Origin of the sequence: Pleurocapsa sp. CCALA 161, from assembly GCF_003003995.1 — a bacterium.
GTDB lineage: Bacteria > Cyanobacteriota > Cyanobacteriia > Cyanobacteriales > Xenococcaceae > Waterburya.
Genome location: NZ_PVWF01000031.1, coordinates 12843 through 37449, shown reverse-complemented (window position 1 = coordinate 37449; position 24607 = coordinate 12843). Strand labels below are relative to the sequence as shown.

At 39.2% G+C, this 24607-nt stretch carries 24 protein-coding genes; 12 read left to right on the top strand and 12 right to left on the bottom strand.

Annotated features, from left to right (window positions below; genetic code table 11):
• Window positions 1-79 precede the first annotated feature (79 nt).
• Window positions 80-1135: a tocopherol cyclase family protein gene (locus tag C7B62_RS09705; RefSeq protein WP_106235301.1), complete on the top strand. Its 1056-nt coding sequence runs from the start codon at window positions 80-82 to the stop codon at window positions 1133-1135.
• A gap of 25 nt (window positions 1136-1160) precedes the next feature.
• On the opposite strand, the gene C7B62_RS25660 is transcribed toward C7B62_RS09705, so the two are convergent.
• Window positions 1161-1328 (bottom strand): hypothetical protein, encoded by a 168-nt coding sequence (locus C7B62_RS25660; protein WP_158260658.1) that lies wholly within the window; start codon window positions 1326-1328, stop codon window positions 1161-1163.
• Window positions 1329-1852: 524 nt separating this feature from the next.
• Between C7B62_RS25660 and C7B62_RS09695 the strand changes: the two genes are divergently transcribed.
• Complete coding sequence (locus C7B62_RS09695; RefSeq protein WP_106235297.1) at window positions 1853-2383, top strand: pentapeptide repeat-containing protein; 531 nt, start codon at window positions 1853-1855, stop codon at window positions 2381-2383.
• Between the two features lie 560 nt (window positions 2384-2943).
• Here the strand turns inward: C7B62_RS09695 and petJ are convergent.
• On the bottom strand, window positions 2944-3279 hold the full coding sequence (gene petJ, locus C7B62_RS09690) for a cytochrome c6 PetJ (protein ID WP_106235295.1): 336 nt from the start codon (window positions 3277-3279) through the stop codon (window positions 2944-2946).
• A gap of 273 nt (window positions 3280-3552) precedes the next feature.
• Here petJ and petE point away from each other — a divergent pair, with 273 nt between their 5' ends.
• Window positions 3553-3912: a plastocyanin gene (gene petE, locus C7B62_RS09685; RefSeq protein ID WP_106235293.1), complete on the top strand. Its 360-nt coding sequence runs from the start codon at window positions 3553-3555 to the stop codon at window positions 3910-3912.
• A 167-nt stretch (window positions 3913-4079) separates the two neighbouring features.
• Window positions 4080-4370: a DUF3493 domain-containing protein gene (locus C7B62_RS09680; protein ID WP_106235291.1), complete on the top strand. Its 291-nt coding sequence runs from the start codon at window positions 4080-4082 to the stop codon at window positions 4368-4370.
• A 106-nt stretch (window positions 4371-4476) separates the two neighbouring features.
• On the opposite strand, the gene C7B62_RS09675 is transcribed toward C7B62_RS09680, so the two are convergent.
• On the bottom strand, window positions 4477-5295 hold the full coding sequence (locus tag C7B62_RS09675; RefSeq protein WP_106235289.1) for an aspartyl/asparaginyl beta-hydroxylase domain-containing protein: 819 nt from the start codon (window positions 5293-5295) through the stop codon (window positions 4477-4479).
• A 304-nt stretch (window positions 5296-5599) separates the two neighbouring features.
• Between C7B62_RS09675 and C7B62_RS09670 the strand changes: the two genes are divergently transcribed.
• The gene (locus C7B62_RS09670) at window positions 5600-6337 is read left to right on the top strand and encodes a hypothetical protein (protein WP_106235287.1); all 738 of its coding nucleotides are present in this window, start codon (window positions 5600-5602) and stop codon (window positions 6335-6337) included.
• Here C7B62_RS09670 and C7B62_RS09665 read toward each other — a convergent pair.
• Complete coding sequence (locus C7B62_RS09665; protein ID WP_146132078.1) at window positions 6334-6852, bottom strand: hypothetical protein; 519 nt, start codon at window positions 6850-6852, stop codon at window positions 6334-6336. The two genes, C7B62_RS09670 and C7B62_RS09665, sit on opposite strands and share 4 nt — an antisense overlap.
• 113 nt (window positions 6853-6965) lie before the next feature.
• Here C7B62_RS09665 and C7B62_RS26105 point away from each other — a divergent pair, with 113 nt between their 5' ends.
• Window positions 6966-8138 carry a transposase gene (locus C7B62_RS26105; protein WP_199194126.1) on the top strand — a complete coding sequence of 391 codons (1173 nt, stop codon included), beginning with the start codon at window positions 6966-6968 and terminating at the stop codon, window positions 8136-8138.
• Window positions 8139-8146: 8 nt separating this feature from the next.
• On the opposite strand, the gene C7B62_RS09655 is transcribed toward C7B62_RS26105, so the two are convergent.
• A complete protein-coding gene (locus C7B62_RS09655) occupies window positions 8147-8995 on the bottom strand; it encodes a pentapeptide repeat-containing protein (protein WP_199194125.1) in 849 nt (282 codons plus the stop codon).
• A gap of 308 nt (window positions 8996-9303) precedes the next feature.
• Between C7B62_RS09655 and C7B62_RS09650 the strand changes: the two genes are divergently transcribed.
• Complete coding sequence (locus C7B62_RS09650; RefSeq protein WP_106235281.1) at window positions 9304-10065, top strand: PspA/IM30 family protein; 762 nt, start codon at window positions 9304-9306, stop codon at window positions 10063-10065.
• 63 nt (window positions 10066-10128) lie between these two features.
• Here the strand turns inward: C7B62_RS09650 and C7B62_RS09645 are convergent, their stop codons facing one another.
• From C7B62_RS09645 to C7B62_RS09625, 5 genes are all read right to left on the bottom strand, one after another.
• Window positions 10129-11487, bottom strand: coding sequence for a tetratricopeptide repeat protein (locus tag C7B62_RS09645; RefSeq protein WP_158260657.1), 1359 nt, complete (start codon window positions 11485-11487; stop codon window positions 10129-10131).
• Between the two features lie 674 nt (window positions 11488-12161).
• Window positions 12162-12494, bottom strand: a complete 333-nt coding sequence (locus tag C7B62_RS09640; protein WP_106235277.1) for a hypothetical protein — start codon at window positions 12492-12494, stop codon at window positions 12162-12164.
• 102 nt (window positions 12495-12596) lie between these two features.
• Window positions 12597-13727 carry a sodium-dependent bicarbonate transport family permease gene (locus C7B62_RS09635; RefSeq protein WP_106235275.1) on the bottom strand — a complete coding sequence of 377 codons (1131 nt, stop codon included), beginning with the start codon at window positions 13725-13727 and terminating at the stop codon, window positions 12597-12599.
• Window positions 13728-13797: 70 nt separating this feature from the next.
• Window positions 13798-15198 carry a cation:proton antiporter gene (locus C7B62_RS09630; RefSeq protein ID WP_106235273.1) on the bottom strand — a complete coding sequence of 467 codons (1401 nt, stop codon included), beginning with the start codon at window positions 15196-15198 and terminating at the stop codon, window positions 13798-13800.
• Between the two features lie 282 nt (window positions 15199-15480).
• Window positions 15481-15693: a hypothetical protein gene (locus C7B62_RS09625; RefSeq protein ID WP_106235271.1), complete on the bottom strand. Its 213-nt coding sequence runs from the start codon at window positions 15691-15693 to the stop codon at window positions 15481-15483.
• Between the two features lie 414 nt (window positions 15694-16107).
• Between C7B62_RS09625 and C7B62_RS09620 the strand changes: the two genes are divergently transcribed.
• The 3 genes from C7B62_RS09620 to C7B62_RS09610 all read left to right on the top strand — a co-directional run bounded on the left by C7B62_RS09620 (window position 16108) and on the right by C7B62_RS09610 (window position 19156).
• Window positions 16108-16836 (top strand): precorrin-2 C(20)-methyltransferase, encoded by a 729-nt coding sequence (locus C7B62_RS09620; RefSeq protein WP_106235269.1) that lies wholly within the window; start codon window positions 16108-16110, stop codon window positions 16834-16836.
• A gap of 151 nt (window positions 16837-16987) precedes the next feature.
• On the top strand, window positions 16988-17188 hold the full coding sequence (locus C7B62_RS09615; RefSeq protein WP_199194124.1) for a hypothetical protein: 201 nt from the start codon (window positions 16988-16990) through the stop codon (window positions 17186-17188).
• A 573-nt stretch (window positions 17189-17761) separates the two neighbouring features.
• A complete protein-coding gene (locus C7B62_RS09610; RefSeq protein WP_106235267.1) occupies window positions 17762-19156 on the top strand; it encodes a diguanylate cyclase domain-containing protein in 1395 nt (464 codons plus the stop codon).
• A gap of 54 nt (window positions 19157-19210) precedes the next feature.
• On the opposite strand, the gene C7B62_RS09605 is transcribed toward C7B62_RS09610, so the two are convergent.
• Window positions 19211-20044, bottom strand: a complete 834-nt coding sequence (locus C7B62_RS09605; RefSeq protein ID WP_106235265.1) for a DUF3598 family protein — start codon at window positions 20042-20044, stop codon at window positions 19211-19213.
• A gap of 139 nt (window positions 20045-20183) precedes the next feature.
• Between C7B62_RS09605 and dnaG the strand changes: the two genes are divergently transcribed.
• Entirely contained in the window at window positions 20184-22139 is a 1956-nt protein-coding gene (dnaG, locus tag C7B62_RS09600) for a DNA primase (protein ID WP_106235263.1), read from the top strand.
• 125 nt (window positions 22140-22264) lie between these two features.
• Here the strand turns inward: dnaG and C7B62_RS09595 are convergent, their stop codons facing one another.
• On the bottom strand, window positions 22265-22801 hold the full coding sequence (locus C7B62_RS09595; RefSeq protein WP_106235261.1) for a hypothetical protein: 537 nt from the start codon (window positions 22799-22801) through the stop codon (window positions 22265-22267).
• Window positions 22802-22967: 166 nt separating this feature from the next.
• Here C7B62_RS09595 and cimA point away from each other — a divergent pair, with 166 nt between their 5' ends.
• Window positions 22968-24596: a citramalate synthase gene (cimA, locus tag C7B62_RS09590; RefSeq protein ID WP_106235315.1), complete on the top strand. Its 1629-nt coding sequence runs from the start codon at window positions 22968-22970 to the stop codon at window positions 24594-24596.
• Window positions 24597-24607: the final 11 nt, after the last annotated feature.

Sequence of the window (24607 nt, the reverse complement as noted above, 5' to 3'; positions counted from 1 at the left end):
ATTAAAAAAATTCGCTAAAATTTCTATCATTATAAGTTTAAATAACGCTACAAAACTGTGGCTATGCTGACATAACGACATGAAAACACCTCATAGTGGCTATCACGGGAATCACATTACTCTTCGCTATTTTGAAGGCTGGTATTTCCGTTTAACATTACCAGAGATCAGACAAACCTTTGCTTTTATGTATTCAATTGAAGATCCCGTGGGTAATCAGCCTAATAGTGGTGGTGCAGTACAAATATTAGGTAAGAATGAAGCTTATCTTTGTCGTACTTTTCCTGATGTTCACAAATTTTTTGCCAGTAAAAATAATTTGATTTTTGGTCATTGGGGCAAAACCAATCTAAAAATTAAACCAAAACTGTTATCGTCGGCAGAATTTAATACTCACGTTACAGAAGGATATCAAGCAATGGCAAATCTTAATCAGGGAAGTATTTACGATCCTGTTAGAGATGAATATTGTCGTTGGGAATATCAAATTAAACCTGTATACGGCTGGGGAAACTCGCAACATCAACAATCATCTGCTGGCTTGTTCTCTTCTCTACCAATATTTGAGCCAGGATGGCAAATTACTATGGCTCATGGTTTGGCAACAGGCTGGATTGAATGGCGCGGGGAGCGATATCAGTTTGCTAACGCACCCGCCTATAGTGAAAAAAACTGGGGTAGCTCTTTTCCTCAAAAATGGTTTTGGCTGAACTGTAATAGTTTTAATGGCGAAAGCGATTTAGCATTAACTGCGGGAGGAGGAATCAGACAAGTATTGTGGTGGCGAGAAGAAGTTGCTTTGATCGGTATTCATAACCAAGGAAAATTTTATGAATTTGCTCCCTGGAATTCTCAAATTAGTTGGCAAATAGAGCCTTGGGGAGAATGGCAGCTTCAGGGTAAGTTGCCGCAGTATCAAGTTGTTTTAAGAGGAGAAACAAATTTATCTGGTACCTATGTACGGACTCCAACGGCAAATGGTTTAGTATTTAATTGCCGAGATACCACTTTGGGAAAACTAAGCTTATCCTTATATGATTGCCAGGGAAAAATTATTGTTGAAGCAGATAGCAATCAGGCAGGTTTAGAAGTAGGCGGAACACCTTGGGAAAAGACTTGGGTAGGAAGTAATTAACAATGAAAATATAATTTAAAATGATTTAAAGTACGATGATCAATTCCTGGAGCATATTTCCTTCAGAGTCAGTAATTTTAATCACTGTCAAGTTTCCTTGAAATTGCTCCTGAAAATTATAACTAGATTTAAGATTAAGATCGGTTTTTAAGCTTTCTAGTTGACAGTATTGTTGAATAGTTAGGTTGCTCATAATTTTAGCTTTGGATAATAATTTAATAGAACCTTTAAACTCGCTTGTCACTATAGCATAACTTAAAATGACAATCTCAATTGTGATCTCAATCCTTTAAAATAATCAATATATTGTCTTCTTACAACTAACTTTATTTTTGGGATTAATTAATCATTAATGTTAGTTAAATATCTATTATTCTGTGTATTATTAATAGTATGATAACGGTTCTCTAAAATAATTATTGATTTTAGCTATTTGATCAGCGATCGCGCTATTAATAATTTAAAAAAAGACAACCTAATGCAATTTAATCCTCAGTTATTAGTCTTTTGCTTTCCTCACAAGTTCCTCAAGTTTTACTTGTAAAATATTCTGCTATCAAGACATAACTATAAACTTTTTTAGTTTTACACAGTTTTACACAATTTAATTGAGGAGTCTAAAGATCAAATTGTCAATTTTGTTAAATAGCTAACTTGAATAATTAGTTTGTCATCCGAGCTAGCTGCTAATTGATCAACCAAAGGAGCAAAATAACCATGAAAGCGACACAACTACTTCGTCAGTATCGATATGGAATCTTGGATTTTCAAGGTGCAAGCTTACACTCTGTTCATCTTGAAGCAGCAGATTTAACCAGGATCAATCTAACTCAAGCAGATCTTAGTGATGCGGACTTAAACGATGCAGATTTAAGTGGAGCTTGTTTACAACAGGCTAATTTAACTAATGTTAATTTAGTGCGTGCTAGTTTAGTCGGTGCAAACTTATCACAAGTCAATTTAATTGGTGCAGACTTAGAAAATGCCGATCTTAAAGGAGCAGACTTAAGCGGTGCAGATTTGCGCTGTGCCAACTTAAGTGGTGCAGATTTAAGTAGTGCTAATTTAACAGATGTCGATCTTGGGGGAGCAGATTTAACCAATGCAAACTTGACCGAGGCAAAACTAGCGGGTACTGATATTTCTGTAGCCGAAATGGCAGGAGCAATTTTAAACAGTATAAATTGGGGTGAATCTCTCAGAAAGCAGAAGCATACATCTCATAATTGGGTTAGTTGGTCGGGTTAGGAAATAGCAGAAAATTGCAGAAAATTATTGCAGAAGGTAATTTTTAACCCGATTTAGTTCTAAACCTAATTCTGCTTCTGCAATTCGTACCTCATACCAATTCTCGAAAATAATGAGAGACTTAGGACAGATTAAGCTTTTCCTAAAGGATACACTCAATGCGATATCCTCATTGGCTTAAGGACAAGAGTGCAAGCCCTAACCCTAAAGGGTACTGCTTCGCATAAGGATTAGCTCCTTACGTCCTAAAGGATTCCTAAAGGATTAGCTCGCTTCGCTCCCGTCACCGCTCCGCATATCGCGTCCCGCTTCGTATATAGCTCTTAGCTCTTAGCTCTGACCGAAGGGAATCCTTTAGGATAGCTTTTATGGATATTTGAGCCTTTTCATTGACTCTCAGAATATTATTGAATTCAAGCTTCCGCGCAGTTTAATTCCTCCACTTCTTCAAGTGGAATAAGACATAGTGGGGTAAAATCCCCTACTATGTTAACTAACAGCTTATGGCTTGTAGCTTATAGCTTACAGCTTCGCGGTTTTCATTAAGCCTGTAACTAAAACTACCAACCATTTTCCGCTTGAGACAAGACATAGGTTGCTACATCATCAATTTGAGCATCAGTCAAACGACCTTTAAATGCTGGCATCGCATTTTTTCCATTAATGATTTGATTGGTAATGGCCTCAAGGGAATTCATTTCATACTTATCGAGAGCATCTTTTTGCAGGGTTTTAGCTCCGTTAATTACATTTCTTCCCCCTGCATGACAAGCAGCGCAGTTAGCGCTAAAAATTTTACCTCCGCTAGCAGCATCCCCCGCAATTGCAGGAGTAGCGAGGGTGAACATTGCAGCAGTCAACAATACTAACAACGTCGATAAAAGTTTGGCAAACATGGTTTCTCCTCTTAAAACAAATAGATTTAAATCACAAGCTGATTGTGGTCAACTGCTAATATTCGGTGATCCACACAAAATTGTCAAAAGACAAGTCGTAGAAGTTCTACAAGTCGTCAAACTTGTGTAGTAATATATATAGGTAGGAATTGAGCCTTCTTAAAATTCTAGATTTTTAATTAAAGCAACTAGATTTGAGCTGGGGTTTTAAATCCAGATTTTGGGAATTGCTCCTTAAAAAAAATCATATTTGACAACAGAGAGTTCAACAAAATGACTAAAAGAATAAGCTTGTTATTGACCGCACTAGTATTAGTAGTATCTACTTTCTTGCTTGGCGTTAACCCCGCAGCAGCAGAAACAGTTTCTGTCAAAATGGGTACTGATAATGGAATGCTTAAGTTTGAACCTGCTACCGTGACAATTAAAGCTGGGGATACAGTGAAGTGGGAAAACAATAAAATGTCTCCTCACAACGTAGTATTTGAAAAAGCTACTGACAAGTCCCACAAAAACTTGGTATTTTCTCCTGGAGAGGGTTACGAAAGCACTTTCAATGAAGCTGGTGAATATTCTTACTACTGTGAGCCTCATCGTGGCGCGGGTATGGTTGGTAAGGTTGTAGTTCAGTAACAAGAATAGATATTAGTTTGCTCGTTTATAGCAAGCTACAAACTTAAGAATTATCAAGTAAGAGAGAGTAGAGGTAGCTAAAGTCCAGCTTACCTCTATTTTTTCGTTAAAATGAATGTTAACAGCAACTATTGAAACTTCTTTAATATTTATTTCCAATCTCAATAATGGTAGATTTATCTCCACAAGAATTAGCCAGAGCTAGAAAAAACAATCTTTCTCCTGAAAAGTATGCTCGTTTAAAAGCAGAATCTAAAGCACCCTACAGGGGCTTACGCAAGTTTTTTTATTTTGCTTTTGGCGCATCGGGTTTAATTGGTGCATTTGTATTTTTAGCAAAATTAGCAGCAGGTCAAGATTTGGCAAATAACTTTCCTAACTTTGCTCTGCAAATTGGTGTAGTTGCGCTGATGGTGTTTCTGTTTCGGATCGATAAGGCTAAAGATGAAAATAAATAAATTTACCTAAAATAATATGAATTATCCAAAGTAATACCAAAAAGAACAAAGAAGGCGACAGATAGGGGAAATTTAAAGAGTTCATTATTCTTGCTCCTGATAGACTTTAATCTATACTTTGGTTTTGTGAGAGTGATAGTTTTTTCTCAGCAAATTTTTGGAGATTTTTATCTTTGAAAATTTCCGCTAAACGTCGATCCCATTGCTGCTGATTTTTATATGCGTCTTGAACATAAGGCGACCAACGAATTAAATTAATGATTAAATTATTGAGTAGCGAAATTGGAAACTTGACAGGTCTGACAATATCCATAAATAAGACAACTCGAATTTCGTCACTAAAATTCCAGGCTTCATGAGGAAAAGAATCGTCAAACATCATACTTTTTCCTTCCGACCAATAACGAAACTTATCGCCAACGCGAATACAACATTTTTCTCGTTCTCGCGGAACTTTTAAAGCTAACTGATAACGTAAAATCCCTTTATAAGGACCACAATGTTCTGGGATGTGTTTTCCAGGGAGCAAAATTGAAAAGAACGCGGTTTTCATCCCAGGAATATTTTTAATCAGTTTTGTAGTTACAGGACAATACTGGCAGTTTTGCTTCATTTTGATGCCGTATCCATAGAGAACAAATGTTTTCCAAAGACCATCGCCACTTATACGCTCCTGGTCTGGAGAGATATCATGAAAACCAGGTAAATAATCGATAGATTCTAAAATCCCATCTAGTTCTTTTCTGATACTTTGCCAGTTATTCTCTAGTTTTGATACCCAATTAAAGTAATCTGGATTTAGAAAATAATCGTTTTCAACTATTGAATATTTGGCAATTATTTTTTGTAAAAAGTTAATAGTCTTCTTGCCAATTTTGTAAATTACAAAGTTCCTAATTGTTGTCTTTACTTGCTCAAAATTCATTTTTTTCTGCTGCTAATCTCAGAAATGTTAAGATTATTTTAATTTAACTCTCGCTGATTCGGACACTTCTCATCAGTATATTTACAGACTTGAGCAACTGCAGTGAATAAACCTGGTGAAAAGATAGATATCAAGGTAGCTGAGTAATTACTAATTGTTATTGTGAGCAGGTTAATATAAATATGTATGAGGGTCTTTTCACTCCATGAAAGTTGGTTGTGAATAGGGCAATTTTTTAGTGCAAAGGTTAAGCTAGACACTTCAATTAAACTAACTTTTTATTTGACTTTGTTTTTATTTAACTATGTTGCCCAAGAATCAAGACGATCGCTCTCAAGAGTCGAAAAGCAATTCTCAATTAAAGTCGAGTATTGTCCATAAACCTTTTGCAACAGGGACAATCAATATTTTTAATCCTTACCGAACTAAGGGCAGTCCAACCAAAGACCAATTAGCTGGACCAAAGCTCTATTTGGATGCTCAACTAGAATCTGAGCGATTAGCTACCTATGAATCTGCTCAAGTCAAATATCAGCCCTCTCATTGGTTGGATCGTTTACTCAACCCCTGGAGCATTAGCGCGATCGCCATTGTCGTATTGGCTAATTTGATTTCAGGAGCAGTGATTTGGCGCAATTCTCATTTAAGGGCAGGTGTAAAGTCAGTTGAAGCCGTAGCTACTTTGGGTAGTGCAAATATCGCCAGTGAGGAATTTATGCCTCTTAACCTGAGTACTTTAAGCAGATTAAAAATGCCAGAAAGCGAAATAGAGCCTGTGGTTGCGCCGATTAGTCCTGCTCTTGCGCCGATTAATCTCACCCTATCAACTATCGCGGAGCGATATTATTACATACTAACTGAATATAATGGCGATTCCTCCCTCACTTTAGCCAAGCAAAAAGTTGAGCAAATTTCTTTGGTAAACTTGCCTCAAGGAGTATACATTTACCTAGGTGCATATAAAGATCTCGCTCAGGCAGAGCAGTTTATAACTCACTTAAAACAAGAAAATTTTGTAGCTCACATTTACCCTCCCGACTAATTTTGCTTATAGGATTTAGATAGTTCCTGTTTAATTTTTTGCTCTGTTTGGATATCTTGAGGAGTAGCAAAATTTTGTTTTGCCAGAGCCAGTAAATTGTATTCTTGACGAAAAGATTGGGCGATCGCTGCCGTTTTAGTGCTAGGCTTGACTATAATTCTCACCACAAACCGATAATTTGCATTGGCTTCAACAGATTTTAAGTGAATTTTATGGGACTGGTATTTTTGCTGTAGAGATTCAAAAGCATCGAGCATGATTTTCCAGTTAATGTCTTCATTAAAAGTTACTTCAATTGCATCCATTAAATCTTGCAGCATTGTTTCAAAATCACTGGAGCTAAGACTGTCCTGCTGATTTTCAGGCAAACGCTGCTGCTGATCGTGATTTTTATATAAATATTGGCAAATCACCTGGGCAAAACTAGTCCGATCATCAATTTTAGTATTTTCTAAACAAGCACCAGTCAAAATTGATTGATTAAAATTGGTATTCCAGGCCTGGTTGACTGACAAAAGATGAAGAGAAAAACCTGAGAATAGAGAGTTAGTAAAGAGTTGAGGGATTGACAAAAAGCAAGGGGAGTCAGCACTCTGAGATTAGATACCACTCATAATTTCAGAATACTGTGAATCATAACTCCCGTCTCTACAATGCCTTGAATCAATGGATGAGTCAACCTACTGACTGGTTACATTTATGTCATCTTAAAACTTGTATTTGGATGATAATTGCTTTAATACACGCGGGCAATGTCAACCTAACAAAATGGTCGATGTACATCCCCTGTCGTGGTCAGTTTGCTCAGAGCAGGCAAAGACGTATTCAGCGTTGGCTAAACAATCCTCGAATCAACGTCCATCGAATTTACAAGTCCTTGGTCAAAGCAGCACTTTCTAATTGGTCAGAACCAAAGATATTTTTGGCATTAGACACTTCATTATTCTGGGATGAGTATTGCCTTGTGCGTCTTTCAGTTGTTCATCGAGGGAGAGCCTTGCCGTTGGTGTGGAGAGTAATGAAGCACGAAAGTGCTAGCGTTTCGTTTACCGATTATCGAGAGATGATTAAGCAGGCACAAGCTAGGCTACCAGAATCAGTCAAGGTAATTCTACTGGCGGATAGAGGATTCATACATACTGAATTGATGACCATGCTGACAACTCAACTAGGATGGCATTACCGTATCCGAATTAAGAGCAATACCTGGATTTGGCGTGGAAGCTGGTGTCAGCCTAAAAACTTTCACTTTCACTTAGGAGAAGCAATTTGCTTACACAATGTACAGATTCATAAAGGTGAATTTTATGGTGCAGTTCACTTAATTCTAGGTCGTAACAGCGTTAATGGAGAGCTATGGGCAATTGTCAGCGATGAGAAAACTACTCTTCAGACTTTTGCTGAATACGGATTGCGCTTTGATATCGAGGAAAACTTTTTAGACGATCAATCCGCTGGTTGGAATGTTCAGCGTTCGATGATTCGCGATGTTTGTGCTTTGTCTCGCTTGTGGTTTATTTTAGCTGTGGCTACTCTCTACGTTACCGCTCAAGGTGTCGAGGTAGTTAGTGCTGGAAAGCGAAGATGGGTTGATACCCATTGGTTCAGAGGGAACAGTTATTTTAGGATTGGTTGGGATTGGGTTAAAGCTGCGCTTTTCAATAGTTGGAGACTACTTCATAATGTTACTTTCTTGGCTAATAAAGATCCTCATCCTGCGATCGCATCACTCAAGCAACATTGGAGACGAACGTATCAGTTAGAGTTCAAAGTTCTGACTTATTCCTACAATGTTTCTTAAAAGTTTTGTCAGTCAATCAGATTCCAGGCTTTGGCAAGAATTAAATCGGCTTGGGTTAAGTTTGCCTGGCTTAGATTTGCACCTGTTAAATCGGCTTGAGTCAAGTTTGCCTGGCTTAGATTTGCACCTGTTAAATCAGCTTGAGTCAAGTTTGCCTGGCTTAGATTTGCTTCTGTTAAATCGGCTTGAGTCAAGTTTGCCTGGCTTAGATTTGCTTCTGTTAAGTCGGCTTGAGTTAAGCTGGTCTTGGAAAGCTTGGCTTGAGTCAAGTTTGCCTCACTGAGATTTGCTTGCTTGAGGTTAGCACTGGTTAAATTAGCGCTCGCAAAATTAGCCTGAACTAGATTAGCATGATTAAACTTAGCACCCTCCAACTCTGTTAGCTGCAAGTTTGCTCTAGTTAGATTAGCGCCGATAAAGTTGGCTCCGTTAAGATTAGCGCCGATAAAGTTAGCTCCTGATAACTCAGCTCTAGCAAAATCGACAACCCTCAAATCTGCACCAGTCAAATTAGCTAAACTCCAATTAGAGCTAGTAGATTCTGCCCCAAGGTAGTTAGTTCCAATCAGGATAGCACCTGTTAAATTTACCCCACATAGGCTAACACCGCTTAAATTAGCTTCGCTAAGATTAGCCCCTGTTAAATTTGCTCCATCAAAATTTGCACCACAAAAATTACATTTAACTAGTATTGCTCCTGCTAGATTGACTCCAGTAAAGTTAATTCCTAGTAAAATTTCGCCACTTAAATTAATTCCTCTCAAATCTAACTGAAGATAGCGATCTTTTTTGCGCCACTTGTTCCAGTATTGAACACCGCGTTTAAGAACAGTCAAGCATTTTTTATCGACCATCATTACCCTGTTAATTAAATTGTAATAATTTTGCTTTTTTGCTCCAAATTATACATACTAGTTTTGTTTATGGAGCAATTAGCTCTAATTAATTTTATTTTTAGCTAATATTTTTAGCTAATTTACAGCCAGACTTGACTTAAGCAAGCATTTTATTTGACGATCAACAGTACACTAAAAGAATATGTCACACTAGAAACATAAAGAGCAGTCTAACTCTCTTAATCAAAAATTGGTGGTGGGTTTTAGTATCCTGGAGTCTACCAAACCTAATATTTTTTTTGTAAACGGTTATTAAGGATATACAAGTCATGGGATTATTTGATCGCCTTAGCAGAGTTGTTCGAGCCAATATTAACGATCTAGTTAGCAAAGCTGAAGATCCTGAAAAAGTTTTAGAACAAGCTGTCATTGATATGCAAGAAGATCTAGTGCAGCTGCGTCAAGCTGTTGCCAGATCGATCGCCACTCAAAAACGTACCGAGCAACAATATAATAAAAATCAATCAGAGGCTAATAACTGGCAACAAAGAGCGCAGTTAGCACTATCTAAAGGTGATGAGAACTTAGCTCGTGAAGCACTAGTTCGTAAAAAGTCATTTGCCGACACTGCTAGTAGCCTCAAGACTCAATTAGATCAGCAAAGCGGTCAAGTTACAACCTTAAAGCGCAACTTGATTGCTCTTGAGAGTAAAATCTCGGAAGCTAAAACTAAAAAAGACATGCTTCGCGCCAGAGCTAATGCAGCCAAAGCTAATAAACAGCTACAGGATTCCATGACCAATATTGGCACTAGTACTGCCATGGGTGCATTTGAGCGCATGGAAGAAAAGGTCATGGCTTTAGAGGCGGAATCGGAAACCGCAGGCGAATTGGGTGGAAGCGGAATCGAACAGCAGTTTGCTGCCTTGGAAGCGGGGAGTGGAGTTGATGATGAGCTAGCCGCCATGAAAGCACAACTATCAGGTACTTCCGCGGAAACTCCTAAATTAGAACCTGCCGCACCCGCCAACCCTCAAAGTGATGTAATTGATGCCGAGCTAGAGGAACTACGTTCTCAGCTTGATAAATAATTGGCTATTTTTAAACCTATTGATTCAGCAGGTAGTTATTTACACCACCTGCTATTTTTGTCTTTATTTTTCCTCAACAAGCTTCCCTTGACTTTTGACTATCTGCAACTGAGAACTAGGAGATTTTTGACCCGTAACTTTAGCGTAACAAGCCTTTGCTTCCTCAGTTTTGCCTTGACTAGTCAAGAGCTTGCCCAAAGCTAAATAAGCCTGATTAAAGTTGGGATTTAGTTGAATGCTATGGCGTAAACAAGCGATCGCTTTATCTACTTGACGTAGCTGTACAAGATGTTTTGCTAGACTAAAATGTTCTTGTGGCTTGACTAAATCTGGTTCTAAATTAAAAGCTTCATACCAACAGAGTATTGCCTGGTCTTTTTTGCCAATTTTTGAGTAAACTTTAGCCAAATTACGGTGAGTTTGAATAAGATGGGGATTAAGCGCAATTGACTCTTGATAGCAGCTAATTGCTTTAACCCACTGCTGTTTTTGCCCATAAGAGTTACCCAAATTATTCCAAGAAACTGCCGAATTTGGCTGTTTAGCTATTGGTGATGATGGCAAAATTTTGGCTGATTTAGCGTCTGGTTGAGGTGTGTTGTTCGGTAATGGTGGGACTTGAGCAAGTTGCTCAACAACTGGATTATTGTTAGTGGTAGATTTAGACTTGGATAATAGGTGTTTAATTGGTTTAGTTAAAGCTAAATTCTCATCGGCAGACTGTTGATTAGATATAGACATCAACCTATGATAGAAATCTACTGCCTGTTCCCATTCTCCCAATTCTTCTAAAATTTTAACTAGTTTGCTTAGCTGGGTTGGGGCATGAGGATTTAGCTCTATTCCATGAATATAAAAAATACTGGCTTCTGCGAGTTTTCCTTCTTGATAAAGGCGATCGCCAAAACTAAAATACTCTGAAGCAGAGAGCTTTTCTGGTTCTAGCTTAACGGCTAAACAAAGACATTCTAAAGCTTGCTTGCTATCTCCTAATTCTTCCCAAATACGTGCCAAGCTGCGATATGCTCCAGCCAAATCAGGATCGATAATTACCGCTTGTTGATAATAGTTTAAGCTCTCTTGCCATTTTTTTTGCTCAGCGTAAAAACTGCCTAAATTAGCATAGATAGGTGCAGAATTGGGATTTATCTCTAATGCTTTAGCATATACTCCCAATGCCTCGGCTTTCTTACCTTTTTTGATTAAAATGTTGCCCAAAATTTTATAGGCATCAGCATCGTGAGGATTCAAACGCAGACAATTTTTACAGGCTAAAATCGCTTCATGCCAACAGCTTCCCTGATAATAAATCCAGGCTTGTTCAACGTAAATTTTGGCGATCGCTTTTTTTTGCTGTTGATTTAATTGATTTAGTTTATTAGTAGGTTTAATTAGCGCCAACGAAGGCTGAGAATTTGGCATATTATTCTCAGGGTTGTTATTCAAAGAGATGAGATTGGCGGATTTTAAAGTAGTGTTCATCAAAAAACCAGGAGTAAAATGTTTAGACTAAATTTAGACTGATTCGACTAATTTAACGCTGCAAAACAAATTGCCGTGACTGTGACTATCAAGCAACATGAACAGTTACTAGCGATGGTCAATCTTATCTTAGAAAATCATTAATCGCCAGATGCTAATTTTTATCCAAGTTCTTTGATAGCAAATATAGTAATCCTAAATGAAATGAAAAATTTCTACTACCTACTACCCATTTGCGAAGCTTATCCTTTAGGACTACCTACTACCTAAAAACCAATCAATGTAGTTTCATCAATTAAACAAGACTGCTATTTACTATATTAATTGGTACAAACAACTATTAACTATTAATGTAATGTTTTGATTTTTTGTAAGGTAGTCAATGAGACAATTCTTCAAGTTAATGTAGGTTTTTGTGTCAGTTATTGTCTTAATCAAATTAATTAATCGAGCAAGAATTTTTTAACTCAAATATAAATAAGGCTTAAATGAGAAGTATTGTAACCTGTCCTCAGTCTCTGTACCGAAAACGTATTGGGTATAATCTAAATCGACTAACGTTTTGAGTAACAGCCACCAAAGAGCTTGGCTCTTTGGGTCTGTATCGTTTCGATTTAACAGCCTTCTGGCCCACAGAAACTTTGTCCGTAAAGTACCTCCGCGCCACAGATATAGGCAATGCCCGCATAATCGTTGAAATATTTCAGTGCGACCTTATCCGCAATATCCTCAGCCATCTCCCGATTTTCGGTAAGTATCTCAAACTTTACATTCGCCTCGGTGTCGGAACTGCTGGGTTGTCCCGACGAGCGCACGTTGCGACTGCCTTTACCGCCAGACTGCATCACCGTATACCCTTTCGCCCCGCATTCCTCGATGAGCTTAGCGACTTTTTTCAGCAGAACCTTTTCTGTGACGATGACGAGCTTGTTGGCTTGCTTAGCCATATTGCTTATCTCCTTAAATTGTTTATCTTCTTAAATGATGTACAATAATCTACTTGGTCTGCCAGGTCAAGGGATCACCGACAGACCCAGACCCGTCTGGGATTAGATGCCGCCTATCGCCTGGGCTAGCCCGATGAAGAACGGTATACAGATGCCGATCGCAATTGGTGTACCGACGGCTGTGGAGGCACCAATGTAGGCGGAGGGGTTTGCCGACGGGATACCAGCTCGTAACGTGGGTGGGCCTGAGATGTCTGAACTAGAGGCGGCGATGACGGCCAGGATCACGACCCCGCCCATGCTGAATCCCACAGTGTAGTGGGCAATCAGCCCAAGACCGAAGGCGATGCACCCATGCAAAAACGGTGCTACCACGCTATACACGACGTACCACTGGGCTACCTTACGCAGTTCGCCAAGCCTTGACCAAGCCTCTATACCCATGACCAGCATCAAGATCGAAAGCAAGCCTTTAAAGGCAGGATCGTAGAATTCTTCATAGACAGTTTCTGGCTTTGTGAGTATGCCAAGAGCGAGACCTAACAACATTGCCGATAAAGCAGAACCCTGGAGGCTTTCCTGAATAATCGGCCATACCTTGACCTTATTATCGTCAGGATCTTGCTGCTGGCTGCGATACTCCTGCCGAGTGCTGGGATAATCCTGCTGATCGGGATAACCACCTAGCGCAACGGACTGCTTGCTGAGAGATTCCTGCTTGATAGATTGGGCTGCTGCACTACGCTTTTTCTTGTTAAGATAAATGTTGGCTATAACAATCGCAGTGACGAGGGCTGGGATATCCATGAAGGGATATAGTGCGCCTGCCCATGCCTCGTATTGGATGTTTTGTTCTTCCAGTACCGTCAGCCCGGCAGCCATAGTAGAGCCACTCACGGCACCAAACAACCCCCCAGTCGCGATCGCATCCACGACTTTGACATTTGGCAGCTTCGCCAATGTATAGCGAGCGAGGAAGACAACAATAATCCCTATTGCTACAGCAGAGAGCATGGGTAACACCATATCCAGCAGGTTGGAATTGCGGATCGCAATTCCACCGGTCAGACCGATTTTGGTGAGTAGCATGAAGACGATGATTGTACAAATCGACTCTGGAATTACCAATTCGCTACCGAGAGCTGCAATGATCATCCCACCAATCAAAAAGGCGAGTGTTGGGGACTGCAACTGGAGAATAAAGTCCTTCACGAAAAGAGAAACAAAATCCACGAATACCTCCTTATGTCTCCTCTGATGAGGAGTAATACAATAAATGAAATTTGAAATTTAATGTTCTAAATTAATTATTAGTCGAAGCTAAATCCGCTTCTTTGACGGCTTCTTGGGCTGCTGTTTCCTCTGAGCCAAAGGCGAAACGTAATAAAGGTGGTGCAATAAAGGTCGTTAGAATTACCATAATGATAATGGCTGCCTGTAATGGTTTATCCAGAACACCACTGGCTGCTCCAATACCCGCAAAGACTAAACCAACTTCCCCACGGGGAATCATGCCAATCCCGATCGCCAAACGATTGACTTTTTCTTTGCCAAAAACCGCCCAACCAGTGATAATCTTGCCAATGATTGCCACCACAATTAAAAAGGCGGCAATGACTAATCCTTGACGATTATCAGCACTACTGGGGTTCAGCACACTAAGATCAACTCTTGCACCGACACAGACAAAGAAAATGGGAACTAAAATATCAGCAATGGGAATAATTTGTTGGTCTAATTCCTTGCGTTTGTCAGTTTCATCCAAGACTAAACCAGCAGCAAAAGCACCTAAAATTGCTTCTAGATGAATTGCATGGGCTAAAAAGGCCATCGAGAAAGCAAATATTAAAGCAGGAATAACTAAATTACCTCTAGTTTGTAATTTTTCGGCGATCGCCACAAAGCTTTTATTAAAGAATTGACCCAAAAAAATCGAACCTAACAAGAAGGCTGTCGCACTAATAATTAAGTAAATTACGTTAGCAATATCTACTTCTCCAGTTTTTGCCAAACTGGCTACTACAGCCAGAACAATAATACCGAGAACATCATCAATTACCGCAGCACCAACAATAATCTGACCTTCTGTAGATTTAAGTTGTCCTAACTCCGATAATACTTTAGAAGTAATGCCAATACTGGTAGCAGTTAATGCAGCACCAGCAAACACCGCAGGAATTGTCGGCATTCCAAAGATTAAAATCAATCCTAACGTACCAGCTACAAAGGGAGCGACAACACCTACTGTTGCAACGATCGCTGCTCTGACTCCGACTTTTTGTAATTCCCTTAAATCCGATTCTAAACCGATTTCAAATAAGAGAATAATTACCCCTAATTCGGCTAAAACAGAAATAACTTCACTTTGAGAAGCAAAGACTTCGCCAATACTTTCGGGGTTTAAACCAGCAATTTTTTGCAAAATGGTAATTACAACCGAATCACTAGCAATTGCACCTGCTTCAGGAAAGACTAAAAGATGTAATGCAGAAACCCCAACTATTACCCCTGCTACTAATTCCCCTAATACTGGCGGTAAATTGACTAATTGGGAAAGTTCTCCCCCTAGTTTACTTGCTAGATAGATAAAGACAAGACTTAGTAAAACTCCTGCTAAAACCATCGGTGCAGCTTCAGTATCGGATGCGGTTGCCAACAATGGGAAACCTAATTGACTATGAAATATTGATTCTAGAGGCATCATAATTATTTTTTACTTGTTAGAGGAAGATTAAATCTGGCTATCAGCTTTTGGCCGTTCAAGCTAACAGCTTTAAATTATCAGATCGTTTAGAGCTATAACTGCTGCGGTAACACCGCCGAAGATATCTCCTTTTACATTTCTAAAATGTATTTTGTTGGTGATTGTCATTGTTATCTAGTTTCAAAGGTCGTATTCAGGAATTTTACTATGTTTTTAGCTTATTTTAAGCTTTGAATCTTGACAAGAGAATATAAACTATGTTAACGAACAAAATCATAGATCTTACTCAACTATAAGAAAAGAAATATAAATTTCGTAGGCGCAAGCAATGATGATGCCGCCTAAACACTGCCATAAAGATGGGGTAGAAAAATATCCCCAACTCAAGGGAAGAATAGCAGCTGCTGCTAAAGCTATTTGATGAACTTCATCAGTAGTCTTGCTGGCAACCCAAAGTATTGCTAATCCTAAAAGAAATAAAATGCAGTGCGCCATTGAATTACACAGATTGAATTACACAGGTTAAATATCTTGTTTAAGTTTGAGATAGATTAAAAGCTATCGTTGAGTTATTTTAATTGATATTACACTATAGTCATAATAAACTAAAAAGTGAGCAATACAATATTTAAATTTAAAGAGGGAAAATTTTAATTGCCTTTAAACAGAAAACAGAATAAACAGATCTTGTTGACTGCCACGTTGATCGGGCATGCTAACGGTAGAATCTACACCCTGTATTGAGTTGAGTACAGCGATCGCTTTTGAGCTTTAGGTGAATCAGGAATCGGCAATTGATTGATCACGGACATAATTGGGGTAACATCTATAATTTTGCTTCTGCACAGATGAGCAAACTAGCGCTATGGTAAGGATTGGCTGAAATATTATCAAGCGAACTTTTAGAGAGTGAAACCAGGCATTTTATACGGCATAAGTGTCGGCACAGGCGATCCTGAATTGATTACTGTTAAAGGATTGCGTATCCTACAATCGAGCGATATTGTTGCCTTTCCCGCAGGAGTAAATAATCGTTGGGGAACCGCTCAAAACATCGTTAAATCATGGCTTCAGCCACATCAGCAGATCTTGCCCCTAGAATTTCCTTATGTTCAAGACGAATTAAAACTCAAAACAGCTTGGTCAAAAGCCGCACAGCAAGTTGGACAAGAACTAACCCTCGGCAAGAAGATCGCTTTTGCTTGTTTAGGGGACGTCAATTTTTATGGGACTTTTACCTATTTAGCACAAACTTTAAGTAAATCTCATCCTCAAGTGACTATTGAGACTGTTCCTGGAGTTTGTTCGCCCATGGCGATCGCTTCGGTATTGGGAATTCCCCTAACCGTAAATCAGCAGCGCATGGCAGTTTTACCAGCTTTGTATTCGGTTCAAGAATTAGAAACAGCCTTAAACTGGGCAGAAGTTGTGGTACTACTCAAGGTGAATTCTGTTTATTCCCAAGTGTGGCAGATCCTTAAGCAAAGAAATTTATTGGCATCTAGTGCGATCGTAGAAAAGGCTACTTTCCCTGAACAAAAGATCTATCGCGATCTCCGCAACTATCCCCAACTAGATTTATCCTATTTTTCGGTTTTGTTAATTAATCAAACAATAAAACCAGAAGACTTTCAATGATTATTTGTCAAGAGTAACTTGGTTAATTTTTCTTGCAAAAACATTGCAAATTATTTTGAATCAGCCCTAAACTAGGGGAGACGAGGCCTCGCCATGTTAGCTTGGGACAAGAAGTTAAGCATAATTGACAAATAGCAGGAGTCGAAGCGTCTTGGAGATTCAACCTACAACACCAGAATTACTCAGGGAAGATATTAGCGAATATGTGGCTCAATTACAGCTTCATATGGCATTACAAGCTCGCAATTTGATTCCCAGCCTCACCAACACCACGATGACTAATAGCCGACAGCAGATGTTACAGGAAACTCAGGCGATCGCCGAAAAATTTGCTTCACGTCAATCTTTATAATCTTGTTAAGCTATAGCCACCATAAGTCTAGTTCCTCCTCACTTAAACTTATTTATACTAATAATTCTTTTAAATAGACTACAAATGTCAAGCTCTGTTCTTGTTATATTCTCTTGCTCTGTTTTTATCTAAATTACCAAAGTCTCTGTAATGCTAGCAGCTTTGAGCTAAAAAATACTTAGATAGCTCAAGGAGTATACGCAAATATAAAATACTTCAGAGCTAAATAAATCAAGCAATGATCATTATTGTTTGCGTCCTCAAAAATAAATGATATAACTGACTTATAGTTTGGTGACAGCTAAATTATTTGTGTTTTGTAGCCCACATTATTGTTAAATTGGCTCTTGTTTAAATTAGCATCAAATTGAATAAAATTGAGTTTTTAATCGAAAAAACGATCAGTTATTGATGTATTGATGAGGTGATTTACTCAATAATGAATCATTGTCTAATAGTTTTACTGCCAATTTTAAAGCAATAATTTTCAGGAAACTATTTTAAGTTCAGGTAATGGTTGAAAATTTTGGTAACTACACAATTTAACTATTGCTCATTACCAATTAATGGTAGATGAAGAAGTACTACAAAAAACTACAAAAACAAATACTGATCGTAGATGATTTACCAGAAAACGTCAGACTTCTCTCATCGCTATTAAGTGAGCAAGGTTATGGTGTAAGCTCTGCTACTGATGGCAAGATGGCTTTGGCAATTGTCAAACAAAAGTGTCCAGATTTGATTTTACTAGACATTATGATTCCTCAAATAGATGGCTATCAAATTTGTCGTTACCTAAAATCTGAAGTAGAAACTAAACATATTCCGATCATTTTTTTAAGTGGTTTAGATTCAGAACTTGATAAGATTGAGGCTTTTAAAGTTGGTGGAGTGGACTATATAACTAAGCCATTCTTTGTCGAAGAAGTAGTATTTCGGGTCAAAGCTCAACTAGCAAGCATTCACCAGCAACAGAAATTTCAGCACATGCTGGAAGAACAGATAGCAGAGCGCAAAATTGCCGAACAAGAATTACATAAGTCCCGTGCTTTACTTACAGGGGTTTTGGACAGTTCTTTAGACGGAGTAGCAGCCTTTGAAGCAATTCGCGATCGCCAAGGTGAAATTGTTGATTTTCGCTGGTTGATTGCCAACCCTGTAGCCGCCATGACCGTCGGCGGAAAAATTGAGAATCTCAAAGGCAAAAGACTGTTTGTCGAAAATTCTCCTGGTCACTTATTCTATGGTCTATTCGAGCTATTTGTTCAGGTGGTAGAAACCTGCGCAGTTTTAGAACAAGAATACTATTACAACTCCTCCTCTCTCAAAACTTGGTTTCAAATCGTGGCGGTAAAATTAGGGGATGGTTTAGCGATTACTTTCCGTGATATTAGCGATCGCAAGCAAATTGAAACTACCCTCAAAAATGCCAATCAGCGCCTAACCTATGAGGCAAACATCGATAGCCTGACTCAAATAGCTAACCGTCGTCGATTTGACGAATATATTGCTCAAGAATGGTCACGATGCGATCGTGAGCAAAAATATTTATCGCTTCTATTGTGTGATGTAGATTATTTTAAAGCCTACAATGATACCTATGGACATCAGGCAGGAGATAGTTGTCTATACGAGGTAGCTAAAGGAATCGAACGAGCTGTAAGGCGACCTGCTGACTTAGCATTCCGCTATGGTGGAGAAGAGTTTGCAGTTATTTTGCCTCATACCGATGGGGAGGGTGCAATCAAAGTAGCCGAAGAAATTCAAAAGCAGATTCAAGACCTTAATCTTGCCCATGCTGCTTCCAAAATTGATGAAATTATTACCCTCAGCGTTGGTGTATCGAGCATTATTCCTAATGCTCAAGCCTCACCTCGCAATTTAATATCGGCTGCTGACAGTGCCTTATATGATGCCAAAGTTAAAGGTCGTAATCGCATAATTTACCGTTCTGTTGAGCTAGGTTAAATTGCAGTGGATTCAATACTTATTGTTGAACAAAATGTATTGAATTTGGTATGATTATATTTTCTTTTCTGTAACTAAGGTGCAGCTTACCCAATTACCTTTTTCATTATAGCTACGCATAATTCTCTGTCTAATATTAGGTTGCAAAAGCCAGCCCATTTCTAAGCCAAAATTATGGCCTAAACCCACTTGCAAAGGACAACTACAGGATGCGCCATCAGGAAATAACATTACCTGGGTTGGAAAATCGCTCTGGTCGAATAATAATCTTGTGTCTTCTATTTTAGCACTTGAACTAATAGTATGTTGTCCAAAAGATAGACTCTGTTCAATTTGATTACTATCCTTTTGTTTGATTGATAAATGAGTAGAAAATTGCGTTGGCTGACTCAGATCGGCAAATAACGTTACTGCTTCTCCTGACCATTCGCCGATTAAGCTATCTACAGTTAAGGTTGGTCTTTCTGGCACATTACTATGAGGTAGTTTTTCTCTAATCAACACCACTCTCTCAAGCTGAGAATTACTGTTATAAAGCTCTACCATTCGCAGCCGACGAGTACCATCGCCAAACTCATTATCAATCAGACCAAATTCACCACCAAAAGTGCTGTAGGGTCCCCACTGCATACTTCCTTGGGAAAAAGCACCGTTGGCAAAGAACAAGATACTGCGGTTGAGAGAATCATAATCTACCACCACGTCCCGCGATGGCTCATTTGGAGGCAAGTAGCGTACTACCTGATGTACATTTTGATTATTATTTAACCCTTCTAAAGTTACTAAGGTAGGAGTATCGGCTGTTTCTTCCCCTTGAGGCGAAAAGCGCGTAAACGAACCATGCCATTCTCCTAAGTTTTTCAGAAAACAATCCCATTGTGCCAGCATATTTATCAGTTATCAGTGAATAATTATCAATGAGCAATCCAATCTTTGCTTGTGAGCATAACTATTAAGATTGCTATAGATAACAGGATAGAATAATACTGTGGCAATTTTAGACTAAATAAATTGAGATTGTTCAAGCGTGATTCCCCGACTGCATCCCGACACCATCGAAGAAGTACAGCAACGAGTCGATATTGTTGATGTAATTTCAGAACATATCGTACTACGAAAAAGAGGCAAAGATTTTTTGGGCTTATGTCCTTTCCATAACGAAAAGACACCTAGCTTTAGCGTTAGTCAAGACAAGCAAGTGTATTATTGTTTTGGCTGTGGAGAAGGGGGAAATGCCTATAAATTTTTGATGGAGACTGGCAAGCAGTCTTTTGCAGAAGTGGTTCTTGATTTGGCTCGGCGCTATCAGGTTGAAATCAAAACAGTAGAGCCTGAGCAAAGACAGGAAATTCAGCGTCAATTTACCTTAAAAGAGCAGCTTTACGAAATATTAGCGATCGCTTCTAGTTTTTTTCAGCACGCTCTCTATCAGTCTCAGGGAGAAGTGGCATTAACCTATCTCCGTCAGCAAAGAAACATTGAAGAGAATACTATTAAGCGTTTCCAGCTTGGTTATGCTCCCCTGGGATGGGAAACTTTATATCGCTATTTAGTCGAGCAAAAACGCTATCCAGTCAACCTAGTGGAACAGGCGGGATTAATTAAACCCCGTAAGACAGGGAGTGGCTACTATGACGTATTTCGCGATCGCCTAGTCATTCCAATTATGGATCTTCAGGGGAGAATTATTGGCTTTGGCAGTCGTAGCCTGAAGGAAGAGGATCAGCCGAAGTATCTTAATTCTCCTGAAACCCCGCTGTTTGATAAAAGCAAGACTTTATTTGCCCTAGATCAGGCTCGTAGTGCTATTGGTAAAGCAGATTGTGCAGTAGTGGTTGAAGGCTATTTTGATGCGATCGCTCTCCATGAAGCAGGAATCAACCATGTGGTAGCTTCTTTAGGTACTGCCTTTACTCAGGAACAGCTCAAGCAGCTACTGCGCTTTACTGCTTCTAAACAGGTAATTCTTAACTTTGATGCCGATAATGCAGGTAAAAAAGCTACGGAAAGAGCGATCGCCGAGATTGAAGATCTAGTTTACGGTGGTGTAGTGCAGCTACGTATTCTCAATCTTCCTGAAGGCAAAGATGCCGATGAATTTATCAAAAGCCGAGCAGACGGCGTAGTACTTTATCATCAGGCGTTAGAAACTGCTCCTTTATGGCTTGACTGGTTGATTGCTCGTCTCTTAGCCGACAAAAATCTCAAGGCTGCGGATGAATTGCAGCAGGTAGCAGCAGGAATGATTAAACTCCTCAACAAGCTCCAGGATGCTAACCAACGCAATCATTACTTGACTCACTGCGCTGAGTTACTAAGTCAGGGGGATAGTCGATTAGTATTGCAAAATTTGGCTACCCTTAAATCACAAATAAAGTCAACCCGCTCAAGCTATCAGAATAACAATTTAAGTCAGCACAAAAAATCTTTCTCTAAACCTGCTTTTGCGATCGCCACCGATCCTGAAAGCGAATTATTAGAACAAGCTGAAGCACTACTTTTACGTATCTATATCCACTACCCACGCTATCGTGATTCAATCATCGAAGAGCTAGAAACCAAAGACTTACTATTTAACTTGGCATCCCATCGCTTTCTCTGGCAACAAATAATTATGGCAGAGGAAACAATACCAAACTCCTCTATGAGTAATATTAATCCGCTACTCAGTGAGTTACACAATCTTAGTGCTAGTTTCCCTAAAGCAATGATGGCTGTGACAAAACTATTTCATCTTGACGAAAAAACTCAAGAAGATGTTTTCCGCACCCAGGTTAGAGTAGCAGAAGCGATCGCCTCCTTAGAACAGGTAAACTATCAAAGACGACAAATTTACTGTTCAGAACAGCTACAAAACCTCAATCCAGCGACAGATATCAAGCTAATGGAATATTACTGTCAAGAAATCCAAACCGCTGTGGCAAAAATTAGGGAACTAGAACAAATACGTCTCAACTATGCCCAAGATCCTATAATTCAGTAAAGGGCTTTGCCCTAGCTCTTAGCCTACAAATCGAAAGTAGTCCTAAAGGATAAGCTTCGCAAATAGGTAGTAGAAAGTAGTATTTCAACAATGTCCTAACGTTTTTACGTACGGCTTTAAATCTATCAGACAGATATTTGAGTTGCCGTCCAGATTGTCCAACCGTCTAAAAACCATAAAATCATCGTGCAGGCAAACAGAATCAAATACATCCAGGGTTGAGACAGAGGACGAATATCAACCGTATCAATGCCAGTTTTATCTGTGACTAAATTGACCATTTTGTTAAATCCAGCTACCCGCATTGGCAATAAATAAGCTTTCTCAGCAGTAGCAGAAGTGAAATAATAAACTAAGCCACCCTGTCCAGTAGTACGCATTTTTAAGTTATCGATTTCTTGCCAAGACAAAGACCAACCTTTACGGAAAAACGCTGGCACCCAGTTGGGATAAGTCACCTGAATCTGGTCATCATCTAAAATTACCCGTTCACTGAGAGCAGCATATACAGCGATCGCACCCAAAGCAATACCAAGCCACAACAGCCATGATGGTATGGGGGCATCAGTAAAGTCGGCAAGAAACGGCAGCGGTACTGTTAAACCAACATAAAGTGATAAAAGAGTGATACGAATGAGCGGAGATATTTTAAAAATGTTCATTTTGATTACTGATTACTGATTACTGATTACTGATTGCTCATTGCTCACTGCTCATTGTTCACTGTACAGTTACGGTAGGCATAAAAAAATCTCAAGCTTGGGTAATTAAAATATTTCTCTCTAAGTAACTTAACATTTGTTAATGATGGTTGCACCAATTAACTCAATGAAGCAAAAATCAGTAATTCAGGTTTATGACACCACCCTTAGAGATGGCTCTCAAGGAGAAGGTATTTCTTTGTCTTTAGATGACAAGCTAAAAATTGCGCGACAGCTTGATCGCTTGGGAGTTCCTTTTATTGAAGGAGGATGGCCAGGAGCAAATCCTAAAGATGTCCAGTTTTTTTGGCAATTAAAGGAAGAACCTTTGCAGAATTCGCAAATAGTAGCTTTTTGCTCTACTCGTCGCCCTCATCTAGCAGTAGGCGAAGATAAAATGCTCCAGGCGATCTTGGCAGCAGGTACTCTTTGGGTGACAATTTTTGGCAAATCTTGGGATCTCCACGTTACGGAAACTCTCAAAACCAGTCAGGCTGAAAACTTGGCGATGATTCGTGACACCATTGAGTATTTGCGGAGTCAAGGCAGACGAGTAATCTATGATGCTGAACACTGGTTTGATGGTTACAAACATAATCCTGAATATGCGGTTTTAACCCTAAGAACAGCTTTAACCGCAGGAGCAGAATGGCTAGCTCTGTGCGATACTAACGGCGGTACATTGCCCCACGAAGTAACTCAGATTGTCACAGAAGTAATTCAGATCATACCAGATCTCAAAGGTAAATTAGGTATTCATACTCATAACGATGCAGGAGTGGCGGTGGCCAATGCGATCGCTGCTGTGATGTCTGGAGCAACGATGATTCAGGGAACAATGAATGGTTATGGTGAAAGATGTGGGAACGCCAACCTTTGTACATTGATTCCGAATTTGCAGTTAAAATTAAATTACTCTTGTTTAGGGCAAAAACAGCTAAGTGACTTAAGTCCTACTAGTCGTTTGATTAGCGAGATTGTTAATTTAGCTCCTAATGATCATGCTCCTTTTGTCGGGCGATCGGCATTTGCTCATAAGGCAGGAGTTCACGTTTCGGCGGTTGAGAAAAATCCTTTAACTTACGAACATATTCAGCCAGAATTAGTGGGCAATGAACGCAGAATTGTCATTTCTGATCAGTCAGGATTAAGCAATGTCTTACATTATGCCGCCAAGTTTGGCATCAATTTAAGCAAACAAGATCTTACCTGTCGTCAGATTCTTGACAAGCTTAAAATCTTAGAGAATGAAGGCTATCAATTTGAGGCAGCAGAAGCCAGCTTTGAATTATTAATGCGCTCAATTCTTACTCCTGGCAAACAATTGTTTTTACTCAAAGGTTTTCAAGTTCACTGTAATATTTATCAAGAACAAGATAATCCTGCCAGTAAAGCGTTAGCGACTATTAAAGTAGAAGTAGATGGCAAAAACTTATTGGAGGTAGCAGAAGGCAATGGACCCGTGGCAGCCTTGGACAGCGCTTTACGCAAAGCTTTAGTTGAATTTTATCCTCAAATCGCCGATTTCTATCTAGCAGACTATAAAGTTCGTATTCTTGATGGTAGTGCAGGCACAGCAGCCAAGACTCGTGTTTTAGTAGAATCAAGTAATGGGGTTGAACGCTGGACAACTGTAGGCGTATCTGCCAATATTTTAGACGCTTCCTACCAAGCAGTTGTTGAGGGTATGGAGTATGGTTTACTATTGCAAACTGCCCAAGAAAACAAAGCAGATAGTATAAAACAAAGAACGTAGCGACAAATAGC

Excerpts from the sequence above, each read along its gene's own strand:
- C7B62_RS09705 (WP_106235301.1), top strand. The coding sequence starts at position 80 with ATGAAAACACCTCATAGTGGCTATCACGGGAATCACATTACTCTTCGC.
- C7B62_RS25660 (WP_158260658.1), bottom strand. The coding sequence starts at position 1,328 with ATGAGCAACCTAACTATTCAACAATACTGTCAACTAGAAAGCTTAAAA.
- C7B62_RS09695 (WP_106235297.1), top strand. The coding sequence starts at position 1,853 with ATGAAAGCGACACAACTACTTCGTCAGTATCGATATGGAATCTTGGAT.
- petJ (WP_106235295.1), bottom strand. The coding sequence starts at position 3,279 with ATGTTTGCCAAACTTTTATCGACGTTGTTAGTATTGTTGACTGCTGCA.
- petE (WP_106235293.1), top strand. The coding sequence starts at position 3,553 with ATGACTAAAAGAATAAGCTTGTTATTGACCGCACTAGTATTAGTAGTA.
- C7B62_RS09680 (WP_106235291.1), top strand. The coding sequence starts at position 4,080 with ATGGTAGATTTATCTCCACAAGAATTAGCCAGAGCTAGAAAAAACAAT.
- C7B62_RS09675 (WP_106235289.1), bottom strand. The coding sequence starts at position 5,295 with ATGAATTTTGAGCAAGTAAAGACAACAATTAGGAACTTTGTAATTTAC.
- C7B62_RS09670 (WP_106235287.1), top strand. The coding sequence starts at position 5,600 with ATGTTGCCCAAGAATCAAGACGATCGCTCTCAAGAGTCGAAAAGCAAT.
- C7B62_RS09655 (WP_199194125.1), bottom strand. The coding sequence starts at position 8,995 with ATGATGGTCGATAAAAAATGCTTGACTGTTCTTAAACGCGGTGTTCAA.
- C7B62_RS09650 (WP_106235281.1), top strand. The coding sequence starts at position 9,304 with ATGGGATTATTTGATCGCCTTAGCAGAGTTGTTCGAGCCAATATTAAC.
- C7B62_RS09645 (WP_158260657.1), bottom strand. The coding sequence starts at position 11,487 with ATGCCAAATTCTCAGCCTTCGTTGGCGCTAATTAAACCTACTAATAAA.
- C7B62_RS09640 (WP_106235277.1), bottom strand. The coding sequence starts at position 12,494 with ATGGCTAAGCAAGCCAACAAGCTCGTCATCGTCACAGAAAAGGTTCTG.
- C7B62_RS09630 (WP_106235273.1), bottom strand. The coding sequence starts at position 15,198 with ATGATGCCTCTAGAATCAATATTTCATAGTCAATTAGGTTTCCCATTG.
- C7B62_RS09625 (WP_106235271.1), bottom strand. The coding sequence starts at position 15,693 with ATGGCGCACTGCATTTTATTTCTTTTAGGATTAGCAATACTTTGGGTT.
- C7B62_RS09610 (WP_106235267.1), top strand. The coding sequence starts at position 17,762 with ATGAAGAAGTACTACAAAAAACTACAAAAACAAATACTGATCGTAGAT.
- C7B62_RS09605 (WP_106235265.1), bottom strand. The coding sequence starts at position 20,044 with ATGCTGGCACAATGGGATTGTTTTCTGAAAAACTTAGGAGAATGGCAT.
- C7B62_RS09595 (WP_106235261.1), bottom strand. The coding sequence starts at position 22,801 with ATGAACATTTTTAAAATATCTCCGCTCATTCGTATCACTCTTTTATCA.
- cimA (WP_106235315.1), top strand. The coding sequence starts at position 22,968 with ATGAAGCAAAAATCAGTAATTCAGGTTTATGACACCACCCTTAGAGAT.